We start from the raw sequence: 24,410 nt of genomic DNA on the forward strand, positions 1-24,410 counted from the left end.
ATCGTTTCGAAGCTGATAGCCGCGAACCAGAGGCGCCCCGTAGGGCGCCGCGTCGCCGCCATCCCCGCACCCAGCCTCGGAGACAACCATGAGCCGCGACCAGGCCATCGAACACGCCACCCATCATTTCGAATCCGGCGCCTTTCTTGAGAACCTCAACCGGCGCGTCGGATTTCGCACCGAGAGCCAGGAAAGCGACCGCGACGCCACGCTGCGCGCGTATCTGACCGACGAAATCGCGCCGGAAGTCGAAGGGCTCGGCTTCAGCACGCGCATCGCCGACAACCCGGTCGAGGGCGCCGGGCCTTTCCTGCTCGCCAATCGCCACGAAGACGACCGTCTGCCCACCGTCCTGATCTACGGCCACGGCGACGTGGTGCGCGGCTACGACAGCCAGTGGCGCGCACCGCTGACGCCGTGGGCCGTGACCATTGAAGGTGAGCGCTGGTATGGCCGCGGGACCGCCGACAACAAAGGCCAGCACTCCATCAACCTGGCCGCGCTCGCCAGCGTGCTGGCCGCGCGCGACGGCAAGCTCGGCTTCAACGCGAAACTGCTGATCGAGATGGGCGAGGAAACCGGCTCGCCGGGGCTCGACGCGATCTGCCATCAGCACAAACGGGAACTGGCTGCGGACGTGCTGATCGCCTCCGATGGCCCTCGCCTCGCCGCCCGCCGCCCCACCGTGTTCCTCGGCTCGCGCGGTTCGGTGAACTTCAAGCTCTCGCTGAATCTGCGCGATGGTGCGCACCATTCGGGCAACTGGGGCGGTCTGTTGCGCAATCCGGCCACCGTGCTGGCGAACGCCCTTGCCAGTCTGGTCGACGCGCGCGGCGTCATCGCGGTCGACGGCTTGCGTCCGCCGCCGATTCCCGAGGCGGTGCGTCGTGCACTGGCCGATATCACGGTAGGCGGCGGCCCAGGCGACCCGGCCGTCGACGATAACTGGGGCGAGCCCGGTCTCACGCCGCCAGAACGCGTGTTCGGATGGAACAGCTTCGAGGTGCTGGCCTTCAAGGCGGGCAATCCGGAGAACCCGGTCAACGCGATTCCGTCGTCGGCGTTCGCGCATTGCCAGTTGCGCTTCGTGGTCGGCACGGACTGGGAAAACCTCGAGCAGCACCTGCGCATGCATCTGGATGCGCATGGCTTCTCGCTGGTCGAGATCAGCGTCGAGCGCGGTGCGCCGGCAACCCGTCTGAATCCCGACGACCCGTGGGTCAAGTGGGCTATCGCCTCGCTCGAACAGACCACGAACAAGAAAACGGCGGTGCTGCCGAATCTCGGTGGCACGCTGCCCAACGAAGTGTTCGCCGATACGCTCGGCCTGCCGACCATCTGGGTGCCGCATTCCTACCCGGCCTGCTCGCAGCACGCGCCAAACGAGCATCTGCTCGGACCGGTGGTGCGCGAGGGTCTGCAGATCATGGCGGGGCTGTTCTGGGATCTGGGCGAGAACGCGCCGCACGCAACGGCAACGCCACCCAAAGCCACTGCCTGAGCGATCAGCGCAACACGCCCGCAGTTTGTCAGCAGTTCCCTGTTAGCCGCATCCGCCACGAGGCACGCCCACGATGATCACGTCCACCTTGCCCGCCAGCGCCGCGCGGCCGTCCGCCGCGAAGGTCCATCGCATCATTCTCGCGGCATCGATCGGCAATGCGCTTGAATGGTTCGACCTCGTCGTCTACGGCTTTTTCGCGGTCACGATCGCGAAGCTGTTCTTCCCTGCCCGTACGGAAGCGATTTCGTTGATGCTCACGCTCGGCACCTTCGGCATCTCGTACATGATCCGGCCGCTCGGTGGACTCGTGCTCGGCTCGCTCGCGGATCGCGCGGGACGCAAGGCGTCGCTGCTGCTGTCGATCGGCCTCATGATGATCGGCACCTTGACGATCGCCGTCATGCCGCCGTATGCCGCGATCGGTTTGTGGGCGCCCGCCGGCATCATGCTATCGCGGCTGGTTCAAGGATTCTCGGCGGGTGGCGAGTTCGGGGCTTCCACCGCGTTTCTGGTCGAGCATGCGCCGGAGCGGCGCGGCTTCATGGGCAGTTGGCAGTTCGCGAGCCAAGGCCTCGCAACGCTGCTCGCCTCCGGTTTCGGCGCGCTGCTGACGAGCCAGCTCACGACGGCACAACTCGAATCGTGGGGCTGGCGCATTCCGTTTCTGTTCGGCCTCGCGATCGGCCCGGTCGGCTTCTATATTCGCCGCTACGTGGACGAAGGCGCCGAGTTCGACACGGAGCCCAAAACACTCACACCGCTGCGCGATCTGTTCGGCACGCAGAAGGTCCGCATGCTGCTCGCGGTCGGCTCGCTAATCATTTCGACCGCGGCCAACTACATGATCCTGTACATGCCGACCTACGCGATCAAGCAACTGCACCTGTCCGCTTCGACCGGTTTCGCGGCCACGCTCGCAACGGGAATCGTGCTGACCGTGCTGACGCCGTTCGCGGGCCATCTGTCCGACAGCGTGGGACGGATCCGCATCATGGCGGCCGCCGCGACGCTGATGCTGCTGACGGTCTATCCGGCCTTCGTGTATATGAATGCGCATCCGTCGTTCGCCACCATGCTGCTGGCGTTGATCTGGATCGGCGTACTGAAGGCGACGTACTTCGGCGCGCTGCCCGCGCTGATGTCCGAGATTTTCCCGACGCAGACGCGCGCGACCGGTCTCGCGGTCAGCTACAACATCGGCGTGACTGTGTTCGGCGGCTTTGCGCCCTTCGTGATCACCTGGCTGATCGACGCGAGCGGCAATAAACTCGCGCCAGGTTTCTATCTGATGTTCTGCGCGGTGGCGAGTTTGCTGGCACTCTATGCGGTCCGCTCGAAGCTGAAGATTCGCTGAGCGAGGAGCGGGATTAATCGCGCGTGAGCGAGTGCAATTGAGCGGGATTGACCGAGGTCAGTGACTGCGATTGAGCAAGTTTGCAGCGAGCAAGGCGAGTCAACTCGCCTTGCTCCCGACAACTACGTCAAGGCGCCGGATTAGGCTGCAATTCATGCAGCTTGTCGATCTCCGCGAGCGCTTCCGGCGAGAGTTTCACCTCGGCGCTGGCAATGTTTTCCTTCAGCTGATCGAGCGACGTGGCGCCGATCAGATTGCTCGTCACAAACGGCCGGCTGTTGACGAAAGCCAGCGCGAACTGCGCGGGCGACAACCCGTGACGCTTCGCCAGTTCCACATAGCGCGTGGTGGCCTGAACCGCTTGCGGCTTGCTGTAGCGTTGAAAGCGCTCGAACAGCGAAATGCGGGCGCCGGCCGGACGCGCGCCGCCTTCATACTTGCCCGACAGCCAGCCGAAGGCGAGCGGCGAATACGCCAGCAAGCCGATGTTGTCTCGATGCGCGTACTCGGACAAGCCCGCTTCGTACGTGCGGTTCAACAGGCTATACGGATTCTGGATACTGACGATGCGCGGCAAGCCGAGCTTTTCCGCCGCGCGCAGAAACTGCGCGACGCCCCACGGTGTTTCGTTCGACACGCCGATATGGCGAATCTTGCCTGCCTTGACGAATTCGGCGAGCACCGACAGCGTTTCTTCGATCGGCACCGTGTACGCGTCGTCGACCCACGGATAGGCGGGACGGCCGAACGTCATCGTGCTGCGATCCGGCCAATGCAACTGATACAGATCGACGTAGTCCGTTTGCAAACGCTTCAGGCTATCGTTCAGCGCTTCGGTCAGGTTCTTGCGGTCGAACTGGTTGCCCTCGCCGCGAATATGGCGCGGATTATGCGGTTGACGCGCCGGACCGGCGATCTTGGTGGCCAGCACGATCTTCTCGCGCGCGCCGCGATGCTGTGCGATCCATGTGCCGATATAGCGCTCGGTCGAGCCTTGCGTCTCGGGGCGCGGCGGCACCGGGTACATTTCCGCGGCGTCGATCAGATTGACGCCGTGGTCGAGCGCATAGTCGATCTGCGCATGCGCTTGCTGCTCGGTGTTCTGCTCGCCCCACGTCATGGTGCCGAGACCGATCAGGCTAACCTTCACATCCGAGTCGCCGAGTCTGCGGTATTCCATCGAACTTGTCCTGTTGATTGTGTATGCGGAAACCGCTGACGTTACCACGCCGGCGCAATGCCTGCAGCGCAGGCTAGAATGCTGCTTGAGCAGGCGCTCGCACCACCGCGCTCAACGAACTTTCCGCCACCCCATCTGCGATGAATCCCGAACACCTCGAACTGCTGGTCACGCGCGTGATGCCCTACGGAAAATACAAAGGCCGGCTGATCGCCGATCTGCCCGGTCATTATCTGAACTGGTTTGCGAGCCAGGGCTTTCCGCCGGGCGAAATCGGCCGTCTGCTGGCTTTGATGCACGAGATCGATCACAACGGTTTGTCGGCGCTGATCGAGCCGTTACGCAAGCGCTGAGCGCGCCCTCGATCGCGAAAACCACCGTGCCGGCCAGGTCGGCCGCCAGGACGAGCGTTTCGACGTTCAGCCTGATTTTTCGTATCGACAATGTCGGCATCGACGCATCACCCCTTCCATTCACGAGTAGCCGGAAAGGTATAGCGAAATGTCTGGCGCCGGGTGGAAAATTTGCGCGCTAGAAAAGCGACACGGCCCCCCCGCACTGACTATTTCGCGAGGCGCGGCTTGCCAAGCCCGCTCTCTCCCGGCAGGCAACCCATGGCGATCAGAGGCACAAGCAGGCGGTCTACCGCCTCTTCGACCGAAACCCGATCGGTTTCGATCATGACATCGGGGGCCAGCGGCACTTCGAACGGGCCGGAAATACCAGTGAAATGTGGAATCTCGCCGCGCCGCGCACGCGCGTAAAGCCCTTTGACATCGCGCGATTCGCACACCGTCAGCGGCGCATTCACGAACACTTCGACGAACCCGGCGCCGACGATCTCACGCGCCATGCGCCGATGCCCATGCTCGGGCGAGATCACCGCCGCAATCACAATGAAGCCCTGTTGCATGAACAGCGCCGCGACATGCGCGACCCGCCGCAGATTTTCGGCGCGGTCTTCGGGGGTAAAGCCGAGGTCGGCGGTCAGGCCGCGCCGCAACGCGTCGCCGTCGAGCACAACCGAAGCACGCCCGGCATCTTTCAGACGCCGGTGCAACGTATCGGCCAGGGTCGATTTACCGGCACCGGACAAACCCGTCATCCATATGACGGCCCCGCACGATGCGCTCATGATTTCCGCTCCGAGCCCGGTGCCACGCTGCCGACATCCGCCAGAGGCGCACAACCATGCATGCTGACGCTGTCAGCCGGCGCCAACGCCGGTCCCAACCCCTCTAACAAGGGTTGCAGCAACGCCTGCTGCGGCTGCCAGCGCTGCACCGACGTCTTGTAGAGCGGACGGCGCACCTGCGCGGCGCTGGCCGTGCTCACCTGCCGCGTGGCCTGGTGAAACGACAGGCAACGCTCGTCCCAGTCGAGTCCGCAATGCGCGAGCAGGCGCCGGACATTGCCTTCGAGATCTTCGACAAGCTCTTCGTACTTGATTTCCATCATCGTGCCCTCGGGCAAGACGGATTGCCAATGTGCCATCAACGCATCGTACGCACGATAGTAGCGGCCCAGTTCACCGAGATCGTAGCTGAACGGCACGTCGTGAAAAATGCGCGAAAAAATCGACAGGCAGCTTTGCAGCGGCGAGCGGCTGCTATGAATGAAGCGCGCATTCGGCAGCGCCAGATGAATCAGCCCGACGTTGATGAAATTGAACGGATATTTGTCCGTGAAGCGTGGGTAGCCCGATGCTCCGCTTTGCATTTCCGGCAGCGACGTGTGCATGCGGCGCAAATAGTCGGCGCCGAGCGTGCGCCATTGCGGGGCGCCGACGCCCTGCAATGCTTCGATATCGATGCGCAACGGATCGTCCAGATCGCGGCCGATGCAATTGACCAGCGCCTCCCCGAACTCCGTTCGCTCACCCGTGCCGAGAACCTGCGGATGACTCGCGAGGATCTGTTCGATCAGGGTCGAGCCGGAGCGCGGCATGCCGACGATAAAAATCGGCGCGGCCGACGGATCGCCCAGACCGCGTTTGTCCGCCAGCACCTCTGAAGTCAGAAGCTCGGGCAAATGCGCGAACAGGCCGAGCGACGCAGCTTCGTCATAGCGTACGCCGGCGTGGTGCAATGCGTTGCCCTTCAGGAAGTGGTCGAAGGACGCATCGTTGCGGCCCAGATCGGACAGCGCCTGGCCATAGGCGAAGTGAATCTCCGCCTGATTGGCGGGCGTGAGCGAAGCGGCAACGCCGACGAGTTGCTCAAGCGCGGCGAACACCGGATCGTCGGCGGTCAGGCGCCTGGATTGCACGAAGTTGCGGTAATACAGCGGCACCTGCGGGGCGGCTTCGATCGCGCGGCGATAGGCTTCGTGCGAGTCGTCGATGCGACCGAGTGCCTGCAGGCAATTGCCCATATTGTTGTACGAGCCGTCTGCGTTCGGATCCAGCCGAACCGCTTCGCGATAAGCGTCTATCGCCTGCTCGAGCCGGTGCATCTGCTCGAGCGACCAGCCGAGGCCGTGATGCAAATCCGTGTTGCACGGATCGAGCGCAATGGCTTCGTGATAGCGGGCGATGGCTTCGGAAAAGCGGTTCAGCGCGGCGAGCGTCGCGGCGATGCGCTCATGGAGGACGACGTCGGCGGGATCGAGCGCGCGCGCTGCCTCGAAACATTGGAGTGCGGCCTGGAGTTCGCCGCGAGCGGCTAAGGCGTCACCTTCGGCGAGCCATTCAGATGCGGTTGCAGGCTGTGGATCGTGCTTCATTGACGGCCAGGTTTTTGCAGGCTTCGCATCAGGCGGCCAGGCAATGTGGAATGCGTTCGTCGTCGTCCAGCGTCAGCGCAGGCATGAGTCTGGATTCAAGGGGAAATTGTCTGACGGGAAAATATCAGGCGTACCCTACAGTTACGTTTCGAAAATTTTACTAACTGTTACAAGGCAATGAATCCGTCATGGTTTGAAAGATTGCCGCAACGCGCAGCCGCTATGGCGTTGGATCGGGGCGCGGGCATCGTGGAGGCACGATGGTGCATCCGCCCCGTAATTTGCCGACACAAATCCGGCTGAACTCCCGGGCACGCCATTTTTCTGAATCTTATAGGCGGGAACGCGGGAGAAGATCGTGAGCAGGCTCGTTGCATCAGTCGCGATGTTGGCCGTGGCGGCCAGTCTCACCGGGTGTGTGGTCGCACCGGGCTATGACTACGCCTACGCGCAGCCGTATTACCCCGACTACGGTTATGCCTACGGGCCGGTGTATGGCCCGCCTTACGGCGCGGTGGACATCTGGGGCGGTTGGGGTGGCGGATGCTGTTACTACGGCCATGGCGGATACTGGCATGGCGGTGGGTGGCACGGCGGCGGTTGGCACGGCGGCGGCGGCTGGCATGGCAACGGCGGTGGCAGCTGGCACGGCGGGAGTGGCGGCTCCCACGGCGGCGGCGAGTCGTGGAGCAGTAGCGGCGGCCACGGGGGGCATGGGCATTGACCGCCAGCGCCTGTCCTTCAACGCCCCGAGTCCCCCGATTCCGCCAGATACCGGTGAACGAACGTGACCGCCATCGCCCCTTCCCCAACGGCCGACGCAACCCGCTTGACTGACCCGTAGCGGACATCGCCGGCCGCGAAGGAGCCGGGGATGCTCGTTTCCAGAAAGTAAGGGCGCCGCTCAAGCGGCCAGCACGTCCCAAACTGGGGAAAGTCGCTCAGATCGGCGCCTGTCACAAGATACCCATTCCGGTCCCGGACGATCGTGGTGTCTTTTGCCCACTCCGTGTTCGGTGCGCCGCCAATGCACACGAAAAGGCGATCCGCCGAAACAACCTGAGTGCCACCCGACCTGTTCATGATCTGCAGCGCTTCAAGCTGGGTGTCGCCATAGATCGCCGAGACAGACGATTCAAAAACAACCCGGACGTTGCTCGTGTGGGCAATGCGATCCAGCAGGTAATGCGAGAGCGTTTCGGCAAGAGACTCGCCGCGAACGATCAAGGTGACGCACTTTGCGGTTCGCGCGAAATTCATCGCGGCCTGCCCCGCAGAGTTTCCGCCGCCTACGATGAAAATCCTTTTGCCGGCGCACATGGGCGCTTCGCTTGCGCCAGCGCCGTAATACAACCCCGCGTTCAACAGCCTTTGCTCGTCGGGAATTCCCAGACTGCGGTACTCGATACCCGTTGCGCAAATATTGGCGCTTGCCCTGAGCAAGGTTCCGTCCGCGAGATTGACTTCAATCTTTCCATTCACAAAGGTGGCGTGCACACCCTCGCGCATCATGAGCAGCTCGACGCCGAACTTCACGGCCTGCTGACGCGCACGTTCCGCCAACTCCGCACCGGCGATGCCCTGCGGGAAACCCATGTAGTTTTCAATGAGCGAACTGGTGCCCGCCTGGCCGCCCACCGCAGCCCGTTCAATGACGACGGCCCGCAGTCCCTCGGATGCCGCGTAGACCGCAGCGGATAATCCCGCGGGCCCAGCGCCGTATATCGAAAGATCGTACTCCTGATAGCGCGGGCGCGACACCCATCCCAGCTTGGCGGCAATGTCCGCCAAACTCGGCGCCTCCAGCCTCGAGCCATCCGGAAAGACGACAACGGGCCAGTCTATTTCGTCAAATTTAGCAACGCCTAGCTCCCGGAGGCACGCTTCGTTCGACGCGATTTCGGACCATTCATATTCGACGACGCCTCGGGAGAGGAAGTCGCGGATCTCATACGCTTCCTTGCTGTGTGCCGCGCCCAGAACCCTGACCACGCTTGCGCCGTCCATCGCCCGCCTCCGCTGCAAATCCGCCGCGCCCGTCGAGATTGCCTTGCGTGGGCGGCATCGCTGCACATTGTTCACTGTGCATGCTGACCCAATGCAATCTCGCAGTCGAATTAAAGTTTCTGAATGTGTAGCGCGAGCCGGGCTGCCGCCCGACCTTCCAGGCAAGCAGCCCATGGCCACCGCGATGCAGCTTATTCAGCGATCGCACGCTGTTTCAAGGCACCTTCAAGCGTTGCCCGAAACAGCGCGACAGACTGTGCGCCGCTGATAACCTCGTCGCCAATCTTCACCGACGGTACCGAGTTGACACCATGCTCGATTTGCCGGGCTTCAAGCGCACGCACTTCGTCCACGCCACTTTCCGATGCGAAAAACGCTTCGACCTTGTCTTTCTTGAAGCCCGCGGCTACCGCGATCTCCGTCAACACGGCGACGTCTCCAATATCGCGGCCGGCGGAAAAATACGCATGGAAGATTGCCTCCACCAGCCCGGTCACGTCATGTCTTTCCTGCAACACCCAAACAAGCCGATGTGCGGCGAGCGTGTTCGGCGTGCGCTGCGCCAGCGCATAGTTGAATTCAAGACCGACCTGACGTCCGGCCTCCGTGACCTGAGCATCCATGACTTGCGAGCGCGCCCAGCTCCCGAACTTCGCCGACCGGTATTCTTTACGGTCGAGACCGCCCACGGGCATAGTCGGATTCAATTCGTAAGGAACGAACACGAGTTTCGTCTGCTCGCCGGCGTTCGCCTCGCGAATCGCCTTCTTCAGCTTTTCCTCGCCAATCCAGCACCACGGACAAATGAAATCGTAGGTAACCTCAATATTCAACCTGTTCATCGAACATCTCCAAAAGGGATTGTTTGCAAAAGCACAATAGCGCGGCTGCCAGCCGACCGGAATGGCAACGCGAGGCAATGCACTTTTGCGTGACAGGCAATGAGATGAGGATGACGCTTCGCCGTTAGCAACTGACTGGAAAAGTGATGGTCCCCGATACGGACCCCAGTGGCAGGACCGCCGGAGATCGAGGCCTGGACGGGCTTCAGACGGGCTTTAGACGGCCCTTAGAAACGGTGGGCTAACCCTATCGTATCCACAACCTGCTGGTTTCTCGCCGACGGCGTCATCCCCGCAATCGAAGCAACCGCGCTTTGTCGCAGCGAGTTCGTTCCGGAGGCACGCTGATAGGCGGCGACCATATACACGTCTGTGCGTTTGGAGAAGAAGTAGTGGACGCCGGCAGTCACCTGCTGATAACGGGCACTCTGATCATTGGGACCATCGTCTTTGGTGAACGAATACGCCAGTCCCACCGATACGGGTACCGTCACCTGATATTGGAGGTTCGCTTCAACCGTGTTGAAGGTAGAGCTACCCGAGTACGACAGCGGATTCGGTCCAGAAGACGAACCCAAACCGGCAAACCGCGTGTTGGTATAAACAAGGCCCAAAGTTGCCGGGCCAGCCACGTACGAACCGCCCATACCGAAGATCTGCTCCCGGTGCGCCGAAGCGTAACCCGCGATAATCGGGTTTCGCTGCGCGGTTGTCGCCGAACCGAAAGATCCAAAATTGTTCGTGGCGGCACTGCCCGCTGTTGGCGTTGATCCATATATCGACGTATTGGGCTCAAACGCATCCACAAACGCGATCCCCAGACGCAGCGCGCCTCCCGTATAACCCATCCCGACGGACCAGATCTGATTCTCCGAGAAACGACCCGCGACGCCCCCGGCTGAATACAGTTCATTGGCGCTCACGCCGTTCCAAGTGGGCGAGGTGTATTTGAGCGAGTTGTTCTGCCGATTCGTACCACCGATATTGTCGAGATCGTCCGGATGGGAGCCGAGATAGCCGGCCCACTGGGTAATCACCGCGAGCGGCGACACGAAATCCCACAGCGACGAATACTGGCGGCCAAACGTGACACGCCCCGCGGCTGCCGACAAGCCGACAAACGCCTGCCTGCCAAACAGCAGCCCTCCTTGGCCCAGCGTGCCATTTGCCGCATTAAATCCGTTTTCGAGCGTAAACAGCGCGGTCATCCCCCCGCCAAGATCCTCCACGCCCTTCAGGCCGAAGCGACTGCCAAAGTACGCGGATGTCGTTGCGTCCATCATCGAGACTTTCGGGTAAGACATGATCAATGTGAAAGCTACTGATATCTAGCAACTGGCGTGTGTAAGGGCACTTTCCAGAATGCGCCTCATAGAAGGCCTCTCGCTCTGCTGCGGAGAATTTTTGGTTTGACATAGGCGGTGCGTTGTTTGTGTTTTTGTGGGAAGGCAAGCCTAACTGGCGTGTCGGTCTGCTGGTCGTAAACGAGCGGCCTATAGACCCTTCAAAACTTCGGCGCGCTTTGCATCATATTCATCCTTGCTAATGAGGCCGCGCTTGTAAAGGTCGTCCAAGTTCGCGAGCCGTTGTGATGAATTCAATGCCGGGGTCGCGGCGACACTTCCTCTCGCTGGACAGGCCTGAACGCATAGTTGCATAGCATCCGTGCATTGGTGTTGCGCCATGAGGGGGAAGAGCGTGAACTTGCCCAGACATTCGGAATAGTTCGCCGTGCAAGAGTGGGCGCAATCGGGATCGGCCTTGCTCGTATCGATATCCGAAACGCTCGCGCATCCTGCCAGCAACATCGCCACAAGAAGCAACGCATTTTTCATTGTTGTTTTCCCCGATGACCGTCAGTCAAAAATCGCTTGTCTTCAGAAGTGCGCGCGCATTGCTTGGCAAGCCATCTTTGCGGGCGGCAACTTCGCAGACGCGAGACCCAACCCGATGAAACGCATCAATGAGTTCCGCGCCGTGGAGCTTTTGAGGTGCCTTGACCAAATCTTCAATCGCTTCGCTGCTAACCTGAAAGTGCTGAATCTTGCCGTCATCGATTTCCATGTCGAAGTCAACGCCAATGTCATCGCCCGCTTCGCGCACTGTGATTAGTTTGTACATGCTTTTGGTCTCCGGTGATTGTCTCCGAACTCTAGCACCGTGGCATGCATCGCTGTGCCGCGCGGCAATCGGCTATCGTCAAATTAGCGCCCAGACCGCCTTCTACCTGTCAATAATTACAAAATGCAGACTATCGCAACGCTCGCAACTGACCTGCCACGGTTAGCGCCGATCCGGTGCAGGCAGAACCGGCAAGCTGTGCTGAAATTGCGTTAGTCTGCTGCAATGCAGATAACGACATGGGGGAAACATGGCAGCAGGAAAGGCACAGTCCGCACAGCCGCAGGCCGCTAATCTCAGACCCGATCAGATGCGCGCGGCCATTCCCACGCTTCACCGTCGAATTGAAGAGCTAAGGACGTTTGATCCTACGTCAATCCAACAACGAAGCGATCCCCGTATCGAGACGCTAGACAAGAAGCTGGACGAAACAATAGCCAGCATATTCGGCATGGGTACGCAGGAATATTTGAGGTACGCGCCGCGCGACCTTGACGGCGCTGGCTACAACCTTGCCTATCCGATCCCGCTTTCAGAGGTGATGGCGAGTCTAGTTGAAAGCAAGGCGCGCGAAATCGCCAATCTACAGGCCATCATTGAGTCATTCGAAGAAAAGCTTGCAGACGGTAGCGAGACGCCAGCGACCAAGGCGCGCCGCGCGTTCGGTGATCTCGATCTTCATCCCGACATCGCGCAAGAATCCACAAAGCTGTTTGAGGATGGTCACTATTCGGCGGCAGTCGAAACCGCGTGCAAGGTGCTGGAGATGCTGGTGCAACGGCGAAGCTTAAAAAACGACCTGAGCGGAACCGCACTAATGCGTACAGTCTTTAGCGTGAAGACGCCGATCCTGACGTACAACGACCTGCAAAGCGAAACTGGAAGAAGCGAACAGGAGGGCATGATGCACCTGTTTGAAGGTGCGGTGCTGGCACTACGTAACCCGCGTGCGCACGGGATAATTGACGACCATCCCGAACGCGCCGTGGAATACTTGAGTTTCCTGAGCATGCTTGCCCGGTCGCTGGACCGGACGCAGCGCGTGTAATGATTGTGATTGCAATTGACTGTGACTGAGCGCGTGGCATTTAAACGGACTTCCTCGACAGCGCGGCGCTTTTTTGAAAGCAGAAACCTCCGCCGCGTATTTGACGAAAAGGTCTTCCATGAGGGTGTCGCCCACCGCTGACAGGTCGATGAATTCGCCCTTGCGCATCAGCCATATACAACTAGGCGACTACTTCACAACGGGGATCGAGCATCGCAAAAAGCGAACTGCATGTGCGTACGGCTCGCACGAACCCCGCCGCGTTGACCGGAAATGCCTACATGATGCCTACATGGATTCCAGAAAACAAAAAGCCCAGTCGATTGACTGGGCTAAGTGCTTGATTCTTTTGGGGTGGCTGATGGGGCTCGAACCCACGACAACAGGAATCACAATCCTGGACTCTACCAACTGAGCTACAGCCACCACTGACATCTGCTTGACTTGCTTAGCAACTCATTGCTGAGAAACTTGGCTCGTCGATGAAGAAACGAGATTATACGAACAAGAATTCCATTTGCCTAGCCCTTTATTCAAAAATTTCGATGGGCTCCCGCAGATGCTGTCTTGCCTCGTCGAAGATGCTCAGATCGCGCAACGCGAGGCGTTTGCTATCGGACAGCACACGGCGCCAGCCACGCGCACCGGCCTCGCCCCGGTAGAGACCGAGCGCATGACGCGTGATCGCGCCAAGGTACGTGCCACGTGCCATTTCGGCGGCGCAATATTCGATCAGCTTCGCTTCGACCTGCTCGCGCGTGAGCGGCGCATCAGTGGCGCCGTAAAAGCGTGCGTCGACATCGGCCAGCACATAGGGGTTGTGATAGGCCTCGCGCCCGAGCATCACACCATCGACGTGCTGGAGATGCGTCTCCACTTCATCGAGCGTCTTGATGCCGCCATTGATGATGATCTCCAGATGCGGGAACTCACGCTTCAACTGATACGCGTAGTCGTATTTGAGCGGCGGAATCTCACGGTTCTCTTTCGGGCTCAAGCCTTTGAGAATCGCGTTGCGCGCATGCACGACGAACACGTTGCAACCGGCATCCGCTATCGTGCCGACGAAGTCGCGCACAAAGCCATATTCTTCCACCGCATCGACGCCGATCCGGTGCTTGACCGTCACCGGTATCGACACGGCATCGCGCATTGCCTTCACGCAATCGGCGACGAGTTTCGGCTCGTTCATCAGGCAAGCGCCGAACGCACCGCGCTGCACGCGCTCGGACGGGCAGCCGCAATTCAGATTGATCTCGTCATAGCCCCATTGCTCACCCAGCCTGGCCGAACGCGCGAGGTCGTCCGGCTCACTGCCGCCGAGTTGCAAGGCAACCGGCGCTTCTTCGGGCGTAAACGCGAGATGGCGCGGCACGTCGCCGTGCAGCAACGCGCCGGTGGTGACCATTTCGGTGTAGAGCCACGTATGGCGCGATATCACGCGATGCAGCGAGCGGCAGTGACGATCGGTCCAGTCCATCATCGGCGCGACGCTAACGCGGCGCGGACTGGGAGTTTGAGCTGAAGACATGGGGCGGCCAGACGGCTTGAATCAAACCGCAATTTTACCGCAAGTGGCCAACTGCCCCTGACACGCCGAGCACAAGCCGGGAATTCCCCCGAAATACAGCCGATAACCCGCCCTGCCAAGCGGGTCTTTCAACGCCGAAAACGCTTGGCCGGCGGGGTCGGACCACCGCGAACGCCTGTCGCATAACCCTCCAGGCGATTATTTCAGTAGCAAGAACAGTAATTTCAGATTATCGATACAAATTTTCGATAGTAGGGGTATACACTGCCTTCCATCGACGTTGCAGATACCACCCATCGGCCCCTGCGACGCTTTCCTGAAATGAAATCGAAACGTTACCGGAGTCATACCATGAAGACCAAGCTTATCGCCGCCCTGTTGGTTGCTGCTTCTGCCTCGATCGCTGCCCCCGCATTTGCTAGCGGCTATGGCCCGGCACCGTTCTATCGCCCGTCGGTCGGCGCACCGGCTTCGCAACAAGGCCAGAGCGCGCAAACCGTGGCGGCTGAACGCGCTAACGCCGATTCGAACGCATACGGCGGCGTGAAGAACGTGTCGTCGCAATCGGGTACGCGTGCACCGGCTTCGTCGGGCCCGCAATCGGTTTTCTTCGGCCAGTAATCTGTCGCCGCTGAAGGCTGACGTCCACAAGACGTCAGCCGAACTGGGCGCCGCGTTTGCAGCGATGCAGGCCGGCGCCCAGTGCTGTTTACCGTCCGGTTGACTGCCCCGGCTAAACGGCTGCTGCTGCTGCGGCTGCGCCCGCAACACCCAGCCCCAGCCCCAGCCCCGCTTCATCACGCCCCGCGCGCTTCCTCTTTCGGCGATTCGCAAAAACGAATCCGGTTGCCGAACGGATCGACCGTCTCCAGCACGTTCCCCCACGGCAGCGCTTCAACACCCGGTTTCCCGTATTTGTAGTCTTTACGCTGAAGTTCGGCTTGCAACGCGCCGATGTCCTGCACCGGCACGAAAATCGTCGAGCCCGGCGTCGCGTCGCCATGATGCTCGCTCAAGTGCAAAATCAGATCGGACCGGCGCACCTGCACATAGAGCGGAAAATTGGCCTCGAAGCGGTGTTCCCAGTCGATGGTGAAGCCGAGAAAGTCCACGTAAAACTCTTTGGCTTTCTCTTCAGAGAAAATGCGGATGATCGGAATGGCAGGTGCCAGGTGCACAGCGGTCCCTAGTCGGTTGAAAGATCCGTCAGCTTAATAGAATGCGCTTGCCGGCTCGCGTGCTTTTGACTAGGTGGCGAGGCCGGCATCGATCGTTTCGCGCGCCGCCCTGAAGCCCGCCTCCGCCGCGCCATGCTCGGTGGACCATAAGGTGTCGATACGCACCAGCCGCCAGTCGACCACCACGGCGTCGTTGCGCAACACCCGAAAATGCGCCTTGACACCGGTGAGCACCTGTTCGACCGCGACTTCGATGTCGTAGTCCCGATAGCGCTCCTGGTAGTCGCCCATGTCGAGGCCCTTCGGCTCCATGATCGTCTCCCTGGTGTAGTGCGTGTGCCTCGCGAAACCGCGGCCACACCTGTCCACCGGGCCGTCGTCGCGGCTCGGAATACGCACCGGCTGGCCCCCATCTGACGATCAGTCGCAATCGCCGGATAGGTACTGCCGGCCGCTACAGGTGATTTCGACGTCGCCTCCGCTCGCTTCGGCGGCAAGCCCGCTCGCCAGCAACTCCGCCGTGACGGATTGCACAAACTTCGGCATGGGCTGTCCGACGCCGACATCGTTCAGGCGCCGCAATGCTTCAATCGCTTCAGGACTTAATGACTTCGACATGGCCGTCTCCGTCGTGACGCTGAATTTATCGTAGCAAGTTTCGCGGCAGTACGCAGGGGCGTGTCGAAGTATGGCGAAACCGGGCTTACAGACGCGCGATCGACACCTCCGTCGACTTGACCAGCGCAACCACCTCCGAGCCGACCTTCAGGTCGAGTTCGTCGACCGAGCGCGTGGTGATCACCGAGGTGACGATGCCGAACGGCGTATCCACATCGACCTCGGACACCACCGGCCCGCGGATGATTTCCTTGACCTTGCCTTTGAACTGATTGCGTACATTGATTGCGGAAATGCTCATGTCGAGTGACTCCAAAAAAGCGATTAAGAACAGTCAGTCAAGGGATATCAGACGGCCCAGCGGACGTCTGTCGGCCGCGTGAGGCGGCCCTCGTCACGTGCGACGTCAGCGCGATGGGACAGCGCGCCGTCGTTCGGCGCCGTCTTCAGTACGCGTTGCAACACATGTTCTTCCAGCGCGGCAAAACCGGCCGATGCACGCGCCCGTGGACGCGCAAGCGGCACCGGCTGATCGAGCGCGATGTGGCCCTCCTCGATCAGCAGAATCCGGTCGCCTAGCGCGACGGCTTCATGCACGTCGTGCGTCACCAGCAGCGCGGTAAATTGATGCTCGCGCCACAGGCGTTCGATCAGCGCGTGCATTTCGATGCGCGTCAATGCGTCGAGCGCGCCGAGCGGTTCGTCCAGCAGCAGCAATTGCGGCCGGTGCACCAGCGCACGCGCCAGCGCCACACGCTGACGCTGACCGCCGGAAAGTTGCGCGGGCCAATCATTGGCGCGTTCAAGCAGGCCGACTTCGGCGAGCACGGCGCGCGCATCTTCACGCGCGCTGCGGCCGAGGCCGAGCATGACGTTTTGCAGCACGCTCTTCCACGGCAAAAGCCGCGCGTCCTGGAACATGATGCGGGTGTCGAGCGGCCGGCCGTCTTCGGCGCACTTTTCGAGCACGCCCGACGTGGTCTTTTCCAGACCCGCGACCAGCCGCAGCAAAGTCGATTTCCCGCAACCGCTGCGCCCGACAATGGCCACGAAGCTGCCGCGCTCGATCGACAGATCAAAATCGGCCAGCACCTGGCGCTCGCCGTACTGCTTACCGACGCCGCGCAGTTCGACCGAATAATCGGCGGACCGGCTTGCGTCGTTGCGCGCCGATGCTCCCGCCGCCAGGGGCACGACGCCCACGCGATGGTGATCGCGCGCCGGATCCGCGCGGTCGAAGCCGGCAGCCTCGTCCGCGTTGTGGTCTACGGTGCGCGGTTGCGCCAGTTCGGCCTCGAGATCGCTGCCCGCGATGCCGCCGAACGACGCCGACAAAGTCGTTGCGTTCATGCTTTCGCTCCTCGTTGATAGGCCGGATGCCAGCGCAGCGAGACGCGCTCGAGACCCTTGGCCAGCACGTCGGCGAGTTTGCCGAGTGCTGCATACAGCAGGATGCCCACCACCACCACATCGGTTTGCAAGAATTCGCGGGCGTTCATCGTCATGTAGCCGATGCCCGATTGCGCGGAGATGGTTTCAGCCACGATCAGCGTGACCCACATCAGTCCGAAGGCGAAACGCACGCCGACCAGAATCGATGGCAACGCGCCCGGCAGAATCACGTGCCGGTAAAGTGCGAAACCCTTCACGCCATAACTCCGCGCCATTTCGATCAGGTTGGCATCGACCGAGCGGATGCCGTGAAACGTGTTCACGTAGATCGGAAAAAACACGCCCAGCGCGACGAGAAACACCTTGGCCTCCTCCTCGATACCGAACCACAGGATCACGAGCGGGATCATCGCCAGCGCGGGAATGTTGCGGACCATCTGCACGGTCGAATCGAGCGCGATTTCGGCGGGTTTGAAAAGACCCGTCGCGAGCCCGAGCACGAGTCCGATACCGCCGCCGATCGCAAAGCCGGACACCGCGCGCCACGTGCTGACCTTCACATCGGCCCACATTTCGCCGGACTGGATCAGCGACCAGGCGGCCTTCACGACCGCGAGCGGTTCGGGCAGCACGCGCGTGGAGAGAATGCCGCTCTTCGCCGCGAATTCCCACGCCAGCAGAATCGCCAGCGGCGCGAGCCACGGGGCAACATGCGCGCCGATGCGGCGCAATACGGCAAGACTCGCGCCCCGGCCCGCGCGTGGCCGCGTGCCTGCGTTCAGGTCCGCATTGACGTCCGCATTGACGTTTGTAAGCGTGCCTGCGTTTGTGCCTCGTTGCGCACTCACAGTGGATTGAGCCATGATGATTGTCCTCAGTGCTTATCGATGGGAGTCCTTGCCGAACCGAGCGAAAACGCTCAACTCGAACTCGCCGCTTTCGGCAGATAGTTGTTGCCCACGATCTCGCCGAACGGCCCCGACAGCGGACCGCCCGAAGTCTTGCTTTGACGGCCCGGCAGCAACGGAAACACCAGTTCGGCGAAGCGATACGACTCTTCGAGATGCGGATAGCCGGACAGAATGAACGTGTCGACGCCGAGCGCCGCGTACTCGTTCATCAGCGCCGCCACCTGCTCGGGATTGCCGACCAGCGCCGTGCCTGCGCCGCCACGCACGAGCCCCACGCCCGCCCACAGATGCGGATAGACCTCGAGCTCCGCGCGGCCGCCGCGCTTGCCGCCGTGCAATGCGGCCATGCGGCGCTGTCCTTCGGAATCCATCTTCGAGAACGAAGCCTGTGCACGGGATATGGTTTCGTCGTCGAGCTTGCTGATCAGCTTGTCCGCGGCGGCCCATGCTTCTTCTTCGGTCTCGCGCACGATGACGTGCAGACGAATGCCGAATTTGATCTTGCGGCCACGCGCTTCGGCACGGGCGCGAATGTCGGCGATTTTCTTCGCGACGGCTGCGGGCGGCTCGCCCCACGTCAGGTACGTATCGATGTGATCCGCCGCGATGTCATGCGCAGCCGCCGACGAACCGCCGAACCATAGCGGTGGATGCGGGTTCTGCACCGGCGGATACAGTGCCTTGCCGCCCTTCGAGGTCAAATGCTTGCCGTTGAAATCGATTGCGTCGTTGGTGTGCGCGGCGGTGAGCAGCTTGCGCCAGATATGCAGGAATTCGTCGGTGATTTCATAGCGCGTGTCGTGATCGACGAACACGCCGTCGCCTTCCAGTTCAGTCGAATCGCCGCCCGTCACGACGTTGATCAGCAGACGTCCATTCGAGAGCCGGTCGAAGGTCGCCGTCATGCGCGCCGCCAGACCCGGTGACGAAATGCCCGGACGGATCGCCACCAGAAACTTCAGGCGTTGGGTCGCGGCAATCAGGCTCGACGCGACGACCCATGCGTCTTCGCACGAACGGCCGGTCGGCAGCAGCACGCCCTCGTAGCCGAGCGTATCGGCGGCGACGGCGATCTGCTGGAAATAGTCGTAATCGGCTGCGCGTGCGCCTTGGGCCGTGCCGAGATAGCGGCTGTCGCCGTGAGTCGGAATGAACCAGAACACATTCATGTGCTGCTCCTGCATAGTCGAAACTGAATTGAATGGAGACGTGTATAACGACGGTGCGTCGAGTGAAAGCGCACACGCTGGCCGCGCACCGCTGGCCGCGCGCATCCCTCCGGCACAAGGCCGGAGATGCAGGCTCAAAAAAGGACGGAAATACTGCGGTGAAACGCGGATTAGTTCCGACAGCGCATCCACAAACGCGCGTGCGCCATGGAGCAGTTGAAGATCGGCATCAGGCAGGACATCGCGACGGCTTCCCTCGACCAAACGTGCGCGTGACGCGCTCGATTAAACAGGCGACGGCGGCAAACGCCGTCTGCATGGAGAAACAGTCTATGGATCGGGACCCGGCTTTTGAACGATTTTTTTTAGCTTAGGTTTTCCACTTTCGTGATTAGCCCGACGTTCAAGCATACGGATGTTGCGTCTGACTCACGCTGAAAATGGGATACCCCTATATATAATGGCGCCACATTTCCAATAATCCGGTGCAGGCCGCGCGAACCGCGCCGCCTGAGCTCTCGCGGTGCAATGCATGCAAAAACTCATCCTGCCGTTCGTCGCCGGCTTTCTGGCTTCGCTGTTCTTTCATGAATCGACCCTGGCGCTGCTGCATGCAGCCGGTCTGATCGACCCAACCGGTTTTTCGACCGCACCGTTTTTGCCACTCGGGTTGCCCGAGTTCATTGCAAACGCAATCTGGAGCGCGTTCTGGGCGGTGCTGATGGCGTGGCTATTGCGCGTTGCGCCGGAGCGGCGCGCGCCATGGGTGCCCGCCTTCGTATTCGGCGGCATTGCGTTGACGGCGGCGAGCGTGTTCGTGGTCGATCCGCTGCGCGGCATCTGGCCGAGCGGCAACATGCTGCCGCGCCTCGCGGTAGGTTTCGCGGCGAACGCCATGTGGGGCTGGGGCGCGCTGGTGTTCATGCGCGCCTTCATGGCGAGCGAAGACGAAGAATGAGCGGGGACTGAGCGAGGGCTGAGCGTCTTTACGCCGCCTCGCAAGGCTATGCTGCCCGGGTAACCGGCCGGGCTTCTACTGCTGCTGTCACGGTTGCCCGAACCTGCTCAAGCCCGCAGATCGCGCAACGGGTGTTCGTTTGCCGGCCACGGGCTTTCGAACATCGCCGTCACCTCGGCGTCGCTCACGTCTTCAATACGCGCGAAACGCCAGCGCGGCGCGTTGTCCTTGTCGATAATGCGCGCGCGAATCCCTTCGATCGTGTCGCCCTGTGCAAAGCTCGTGCGCGTCAGATCGAGATCGCAGCGCAGTACATCCGCCATCGAACCCTCGGCGCGCGTCACCACTTCCAGCGACACGGCCATCGACAACGGCGAACGTTCGCGCAACACGGCGATCGTCTGCTCGGCCCAATCGGCGGCCTCGCCGCCCTGCTCCCGTTCCTGCTCCAGCGAAGCGAGAATCTGCTTCATGTCCGGCAATGCGAAATGCCGGTCGATCAATGCACGCGTGCTCGCCAGCAGCGAAGCTTCGGGTGCCGGCACGACCTGATACGCCGCTGTCTCGCGCTCGATGCACGCCACCACGTCTGCGCCACGCTCGAACAGTTCGGCGCGCAGCGTATCGACTAGCGCGGGCAAGGCCGCGTCGTCGATATAGGCGTCGGCGAGGCCCGCATAGAGCGCATCGGCTGCGCCAATCGTTTCGCCGGTGACCGCCAGGTAGCGGCCCAGCGCGCCGGGCGTGCGCGCCAGAAACCAGCTCGCGCCGACGTCGGGAAAGAGGCCGATGCGGGTCTCGGGCATCGCCATCTTCGTCGAATGGGTTACCACGCGCAGGCCGCCGGTACGATGCGCGCCCTGCGAAATCCCCACGCCGCCGCCCATGACGACGCCGTTCGTCAACGCGATGTACGGCTTCGGGTAGGTGAAGATTGCGTGATTGAGACGGTATTCCTCAGTGAAAAACGTATCGCGCGCGTCGTGCTCGCCGCGCTGCGCCGACTCGTATAGAAAGCGGATATCGCCGCCCGCGCAGAACGCGCGCGGATGCGCGCTGCGCACCACCACGGCGAGCACGTCGGGATCTTCGCGCCACTGATCGAGCGCCGCATGCATCGCGCGGATCATGCCGGTCGACAGCGCGTTGAGCGCCTTCGGCCTTTCCAGTTCAATGAACCCGATGCGGTTGGCTACGTAAGTTGCGACTTCGTCGCTGACGGCAGGCGAGGTGGAAATGGACATGGAGAGCTAGGCACAGTGGCGCAAAATGAATCGGAACTGAACGTTATCACGCACTCGCGGCTTTGGGCCGGGTGGCGGGTTTGGCGTTGGATTGAGTATCCGCTTCGGCAGACTTCTTTTTCCGCGAGCGGGAAACGCTTGTGACGTCTCGCGGCTGCCCGGCGCCTTGCGTGCCGAGCCAGGTATCGAGCGCGACACCCACCACCGTATCCAGCGGCGCGCCCGGAAACACGGGGCAGGTGAGATTGAGCGCGACGATGCCGTGCAGAGTCGCCCAGAACGCCTCCGCCCACACCCCCACGTCCATCGACGCGGACAAGCGCCCCGCCGCTTTCAACTCCTCGATTGCGGAGATCATGATGGTCAAGGCGGCGTCGCCGGGGTCGTCGTCCGGTTTCGGCGGCGCGAGGCTCGCTTGTCCGGACGCGGCAGAACCCACGGCCGCGGTTTCCGGCGCCGTGATCCCGGCTGCTTCGACCGGCGCCCCCGTATCCGCGATTGCGGCCACCGGCGTGCCCGCCCCCGCTGCCCCCGATGCAGCCGCCGCGGCGCCCAGCGCCGCGCCCGTGTAGCTCGGATCTTCCATGAAGATCAGCCGGTAGGTTTCCGGATGTTCGACCCCGAATGCCACATAAGCACGCCCGAGCGCCTTCAGGCGCTCAGTGGGATCGGCGATCTGCGCGAGCGGCACGAACGTCTGCAGCAATTGTGCATAGCCTTCCGCGCACAACGCCTGGGCGATCTCATCGCGGCTTGCGAAGTGAAGGTACAGCGTGGCGGGCGAATACTCGATAGCGTCGGCAATCTTGCGCATTGACAACGCGGCAAAGCCTTCGCGCATGACGATGCGCCGCGCTGCATCGAGGATGCGCTCACGCAGCGCCTGTTTCTGACGGCTTTTTCGTTCGACGATTCCCATGCGATACATTTTCAGATTGACAAACTGAAAAGTCAAATTAAACTGAACACTGTTTACTGAACGGTGTTCAGTAAATTCTCATCGGTCAGCCAGCATCATCCGGGCGCGATACGGCGCCACCTTCAGGAGTCGTCATGCAAACCACAGGAACGGTGGGTTTATTCGGTGCCGCGGGCGCGGCAGGTCAAGTCATCGCGGCCGCGCTGAGCGCGGCGGGCCGGGATTACCGGGTGGTCGGCCGCTCGCGCGCGCCGCTCGAGGCGGCATTCGGCCACGACCCGCATGCGCAAATCGTCACGTGGAATCCGGACGATCCGGCTTCGATCAAGGCCGCGGCAGCCGGTTTGCAAACCGTGATCTATCTGGTCGGCGTGCCCTACGATCAGTTCGCCGCGCATCCGCCGCTCATGGAAAAAACGCTCGCCGGCGTGACGGCGGCGGGTGTCGAGCGCTTCATTCTGATCGGCACCGTGTATCCGTACGGCCGGGCGCGCAGCAATCCGATTAGCGAAAATCATCCGCGGGAACCCCATACGTTCAAAGGCAAGATGCGGCTCGCGCAGGAAAATCTGGTGCTGGCGGCACACGGGCGCGCAAGCGGGTCGACCCGCCTGTCGACACTGGTGCTGCGCCTGCCGGATTTCTACGGCCCCTGCATCGAACGCAGTCTGCTGAACGGCGTGTTCGAGGGCGCGGCACACGGCAAGCGCGCGCAAGTGCTCGGGCCGGTGGATGTGCCGCACGAATTCATCTACCTGCCGGATATCGGACCTGTGGTCGAGACGCTCACGCGCACACCCGACGCATACGGCCGGTGGTGGCATCTGGCCGGGACAGGCACGATCACCCAGCGCGAGGTGGTGAGACAGACTTTTGCGCTCGCGGGCCGCGAGCCGAAGATGATGGTTGCCGGCAAGACCATGCTGCGCGTGCTCGGTCTCTTCAATCCGATCATGCGGGAACTGGTGGAGATGAACTATCTGCTGACCGAACCGGTTGTGCTTGACGACTCGGCATTGACGAAGCTGATCGGCCCAATCGCAAAAACCTCATACGAGGAAGGTATCCGTCATGCGTTCAACGCTGCGCGCGAGGCGGCGTCGATGAGCACCGCGACACATGGGAAGACGGCAAAGGCAGCGTGAGCCGCCACTTAAACCGCCATGTTGCCGGGTGGGAAATGACCGCTCCTGAGCAGCACGGGTGTGCCATTGCTGATCTGCAAATGTTCGCGCGCAACCGCCTCGATGCGCGGGCGCCCGGCGTCGAATGCGCGCATCCAGCCATCGAGATCCTCTGAGTACGCGCCGAAGTGATCTTCGAGCGCCTCGACCGAGATCGCGCACGGCACCGGCTCGCCGTCCACGAGCGCGGGAAACACAACCGTCAGATTGGAATCGCGGTAAGCAGGCGCATCCGCGGGAAACCTAATTTCCATGGCCGCCTCATCAGAAGTATCCGGCAGTAAAGGGACGCCGGTATAAACCGGCCGCCCCCGGACATGCCCGTTATGGTACTCGCGCGGCTGGACCGCGGTCCAGCCTCCCTCGCCCTTCTGCCCGATGGCGCGTGCCCCGGGCAGACAGGTTCCGCATGCGAAACGATACGCCGTGATACGCCAGATTGCACTTGTGCCGCCTGCCTCTGTCGAACCGGTTCACCAGCACACCGGTGCTGGCGCAATGACGCCATTTCGAATTCAACGAGCGC

General features: G+C 61.7%; 27 protein-coding genes and 1 tRNA gene. 8 read left to right on the forward strand and 20 right to left on the reverse strand.

The features are described from left to right. Nucleotides 1–88 precede the first annotated feature (88 nt). Both KHO23_RS21710 and KHO23_RS21715 read left to right on the forward strand, forming a co-directional pair. Complete coding sequence (locus tag KHO23_RS21710; protein ID WP_211613294.1) at nucleotides 89–1,501, forward strand: M20 family metallopeptidase; 1,413 nt, start codon at nucleotides 89–91, stop codon at nucleotides 1,499–1,501. A 73-nt stretch (nucleotides 1,502–1,574) separates the two neighbouring features. After that, nucleotides 1,575–2,858, forward strand: coding sequence for an MFS transporter (locus KHO23_RS21715; RefSeq protein ID WP_211613295.1), 1,284 nt, complete (start codon nucleotides 1,575–1,577; stop codon nucleotides 2,856–2,858). Nucleotides 2,859–2,985: 127 nt separating this feature from the next. Here KHO23_RS21715 and KHO23_RS21720 read toward each other — a convergent pair whose 3' ends face one another. After that, nucleotides 2,986–4,038 carry an NADP(H)-dependent aldo-keto reductase gene (locus KHO23_RS21720; protein ID WP_211613296.1) on the reverse strand — a complete coding sequence of 351 codons (1,053 nt, stop codon included), beginning with the start codon at nucleotides 4,036–4,038 and terminating at the stop codon, nucleotides 2,986–2,988. 140 nt (nucleotides 4,039–4,178) lie between these two features. On the opposite strand from KHO23_RS21720, the gene KHO23_RS21725 reads away from it, so the two are divergent. After that, nucleotides 4,179–4,391 (forward strand): DUF3820 family protein, encoded by a 213-nt coding sequence (locus KHO23_RS21725; RefSeq protein ID WP_211613297.1) that lies wholly within the window; start codon nucleotides 4,179–4,181, stop codon nucleotides 4,389–4,391. 209 nt (nucleotides 4,392–4,600) lie between these two features. On the opposite strand, the gene cysC is transcribed toward KHO23_RS21725, so the two are convergent. Together cysC and KHO23_RS21735 are read right to left on the reverse strand one after the other, a co-directional pair. Beyond that, nucleotides 4,601–5,173: an adenylyl-sulfate kinase gene (cysC, locus tag KHO23_RS21730; protein WP_211613298.1), complete on the reverse strand. Its 573-nt coding sequence runs from the start codon at nucleotides 5,171–5,173 to the stop codon at nucleotides 4,601–4,603. After that, entirely contained in the window at nucleotides 5,170–6,762 is a 1,593-nt protein-coding gene (locus KHO23_RS21735) for a tetratricopeptide repeat-containing sulfotransferase family protein (protein ID WP_211613299.1), read from the reverse strand. The genes cysC and KHO23_RS21735 overlap by 4 nt, the downstream gene beginning before the upstream one ends. A 358-nt stretch (nucleotides 6,763–7,120) precedes the next feature. Between KHO23_RS21735 and KHO23_RS21740 the strand changes: the two genes are divergently transcribed. Then, the gene (locus tag KHO23_RS21740; RefSeq protein WP_211613300.1) at nucleotides 7,121–7,486 is read left to right on the forward strand and encodes a hypothetical protein; all 366 of its coding nucleotides are present in this window, start codon (nucleotides 7,121–7,123) and stop codon (nucleotides 7,484–7,486) included. Between the two features lie 17 nt (nucleotides 7,487–7,503). On the opposite strand, the gene KHO23_RS21745 is transcribed toward KHO23_RS21740, so the two are convergent. The 5 genes from KHO23_RS21745 to KHO23_RS21765 all read right to left on the reverse strand — a co-directional run bounded on the left by KHO23_RS21745 (nucleotide 7,504) and on the right by KHO23_RS21765 (nucleotide 11,732). Next, complete coding sequence (locus tag KHO23_RS21745; RefSeq protein WP_211613301.1) at nucleotides 7,504–8,769, reverse strand: NAD(P)/FAD-dependent oxidoreductase; 1,266 nt, start codon at nucleotides 8,767–8,769, stop codon at nucleotides 7,504–7,506. A gap of 191 nt (nucleotides 8,770–8,960) precedes the next feature. Further along, a complete protein-coding gene (locus KHO23_RS21750; protein ID WP_211613302.1) occupies nucleotides 8,961–9,611 on the reverse strand; it encodes a DsbA family oxidoreductase in 651 nt (216 codons plus the stop codon). 227 nt (nucleotides 9,612–9,838) lie between these two features. Beyond that, a complete protein-coding gene (locus tag KHO23_RS21755) occupies nucleotides 9,839–10,894 on the reverse strand; it encodes a porin (protein WP_236066947.1) in 1,056 nt (351 codons plus the stop codon). Between the two features lie 210 nt (nucleotides 10,895–11,104). Then, nucleotides 11,105–11,446, reverse strand: coding sequence for an SHOCT domain-containing protein (locus KHO23_RS21760; protein ID WP_211613304.1), 342 nt, complete (start codon nucleotides 11,444–11,446; stop codon nucleotides 11,105–11,107). Between the two features lie 25 nt (nucleotides 11,447–11,471). Continuing rightward, nucleotides 11,472–11,732, reverse strand: a complete 261-nt coding sequence (locus KHO23_RS21765) for a hypothetical protein (protein ID WP_211613305.1) — start codon at nucleotides 11,730–11,732, stop codon at nucleotides 11,472–11,474. A 250-nt stretch (nucleotides 11,733–11,982) separates the two neighbouring features. On the opposite strand from KHO23_RS21765, the gene KHO23_RS21770 reads away from it, so the two are divergent. After that, nucleotides 11,983–12,780, forward strand: coding sequence for a TIGR02391 family protein (locus tag KHO23_RS21770; RefSeq protein ID WP_211613306.1), 798 nt, complete (start codon nucleotides 11,983–11,985; stop codon nucleotides 12,778–12,780). A 350-nt stretch (nucleotides 12,781–13,130) separates the two neighbouring features. Here the strand turns inward: KHO23_RS21770 and KHO23_RS21775 are convergent. Together KHO23_RS21775 and dusA are read right to left on the reverse strand one after the other, a co-directional pair. Continuing rightward, nucleotides 13,131–13,206: transfer RNA gene (locus KHO23_RS21775), tRNA-His, on the reverse strand. 103 nt (nucleotides 13,207–13,309) lie between these two features. Continuing rightward, nucleotides 13,310–14,311: a tRNA dihydrouridine(20/20a) synthase DusA gene (gene dusA, locus KHO23_RS21780; RefSeq protein WP_211613307.1), complete on the reverse strand. Its 1,002-nt coding sequence runs from the start codon at nucleotides 14,309–14,311 to the stop codon at nucleotides 13,310–13,312. Between the two features lie 351 nt (nucleotides 14,312–14,662). Here dusA and KHO23_RS21785 point away from each other — a divergent pair, with 351 nt between their 5' ends. Next, a complete protein-coding gene (locus KHO23_RS21785; RefSeq protein WP_211613308.1) occupies nucleotides 14,663–14,932 on the forward strand; it encodes a hypothetical protein in 270 nt (89 codons plus the stop codon). Between the two features lie 176 nt (nucleotides 14,933–15,108). On the opposite strand, the gene KHO23_RS21790 is transcribed toward KHO23_RS21785, so the two are convergent. The 7 genes from KHO23_RS21790 to ssuD form a co-directional block, all read right to left on the reverse strand. Then, nucleotides 15,109–15,489, reverse strand: coding sequence for a glyoxalase superfamily protein (locus KHO23_RS21790; protein WP_211613309.1), 381 nt, complete (start codon nucleotides 15,487–15,489; stop codon nucleotides 15,109–15,111). A gap of 69 nt (nucleotides 15,490–15,558) precedes the next feature. Then, complete coding sequence (locus tag KHO23_RS21795; protein WP_211613310.1) at nucleotides 15,559–15,801, reverse strand: DUF6566 family protein; 243 nt, start codon at nucleotides 15,799–15,801, stop codon at nucleotides 15,559–15,561. A 108-nt stretch (nucleotides 15,802–15,909) separates the two neighbouring features. Then, on the reverse strand, nucleotides 15,910–16,107 hold the full coding sequence (locus KHO23_RS21800) for a hypothetical protein (protein WP_211613311.1): 198 nt from the start codon (nucleotides 16,105–16,107) through the stop codon (nucleotides 15,910–15,912). Nucleotides 16,108–16,192: 85 nt separating this feature from the next. Continuing rightward, nucleotides 16,193–16,408: a TOBE domain-containing protein gene (locus tag KHO23_RS21805; RefSeq protein ID WP_011488137.1), complete on the reverse strand. Its 216-nt coding sequence runs from the start codon at nucleotides 16,406–16,408 to the stop codon at nucleotides 16,193–16,195. A 47-nt stretch (nucleotides 16,409–16,455) separates the two neighbouring features. Continuing rightward, entirely contained in the window at nucleotides 16,456–17,457 is a 1,002-nt protein-coding gene (locus KHO23_RS21810) for an ATP-binding cassette domain-containing protein (protein ID WP_211613312.1), read from the reverse strand. Next, on the reverse strand, nucleotides 17,454–18,362 hold the full coding sequence (gene ssuC, locus KHO23_RS21815) for an aliphatic sulfonate ABC transporter permease SsuC (RefSeq protein WP_236066948.1): 909 nt from the start codon (nucleotides 18,360–18,362) through the stop codon (nucleotides 17,454–17,456). The genes KHO23_RS21810 and ssuC overlap by 4 nt, the downstream gene beginning before the upstream one ends. A 56-nt stretch (nucleotides 18,363–18,418) precedes the next feature. Further along, nucleotides 18,419–19,579 (reverse strand): FMNH2-dependent alkanesulfonate monooxygenase, encoded by a 1,161-nt coding sequence (gene ssuD / locus KHO23_RS21820; protein ID WP_211613313.1) that lies wholly within the window; start codon nucleotides 19,577–19,579, stop codon nucleotides 18,419–18,421. A 532-nt stretch (nucleotides 19,580–20,111) separates the two neighbouring features. Here ssuD and KHO23_RS21825 point away from each other — a divergent pair. Beyond that, nucleotides 20,112–20,537 (forward strand): hypothetical protein, encoded by a 426-nt coding sequence (locus tag KHO23_RS21825; protein ID WP_211613314.1) that lies wholly within the window; start codon nucleotides 20,112–20,114, stop codon nucleotides 20,535–20,537. A gap of 107 nt (nucleotides 20,538–20,644) precedes the next feature. Here KHO23_RS21825 and KHO23_RS21830 read toward each other — a convergent pair whose 3' ends face one another. Both KHO23_RS21830 and KHO23_RS21835 read right to left on the reverse strand, forming a co-directional pair. Further along, the gene (locus KHO23_RS21830; RefSeq protein WP_211613315.1) at nucleotides 20,645–21,781 is read right to left on the reverse strand and encodes an enoyl-CoA hydratase/isomerase family protein; all 1,137 of its coding nucleotides are present in this window, start codon (nucleotides 21,779–21,781) and stop codon (nucleotides 20,645–20,647) included. A gap of 46 nt (nucleotides 21,782–21,827) precedes the next feature. Continuing rightward, on the reverse strand, nucleotides 21,828–22,700 hold the full coding sequence (locus KHO23_RS21835; RefSeq protein ID WP_211613316.1) for a TetR/AcrR family transcriptional regulator: 873 nt from the start codon (nucleotides 22,698–22,700) through the stop codon (nucleotides 21,828–21,830). A gap of 134 nt (nucleotides 22,701–22,834) precedes the next feature. Between KHO23_RS21835 and KHO23_RS21840 the strand changes: the two genes are divergently transcribed. After that, the gene (locus KHO23_RS21840) at nucleotides 22,835–23,845 is read left to right on the forward strand and encodes an NAD-dependent epimerase/dehydratase family protein (protein WP_211613317.1); all 1,011 of its coding nucleotides are present in this window, start codon (nucleotides 22,835–22,837) and stop codon (nucleotides 23,843–23,845) included. Nucleotides 23,846–23,853: 8 nt separating this feature from the next. Here the strand turns inward: KHO23_RS21840 and KHO23_RS21845 are convergent, their stop codons facing one another. Then, nucleotides 23,854–24,138: a DUF1488 family protein gene (locus KHO23_RS21845; protein ID WP_211613318.1), complete on the reverse strand. Its 285-nt coding sequence runs from the start codon at nucleotides 24,136–24,138 to the stop codon at nucleotides 23,854–23,856. Nucleotides 24,139–24,410: the final 272 nt, after the last annotated feature.

Origin of the sequence: Paraburkholderia haematera, assembly GCF_905220975.1 — a bacterium.
GTDB lineage: Bacteria > Pseudomonadota > Gammaproteobacteria > Burkholderiales > Burkholderiaceae > Paraburkholderia > Paraburkholderia haematera.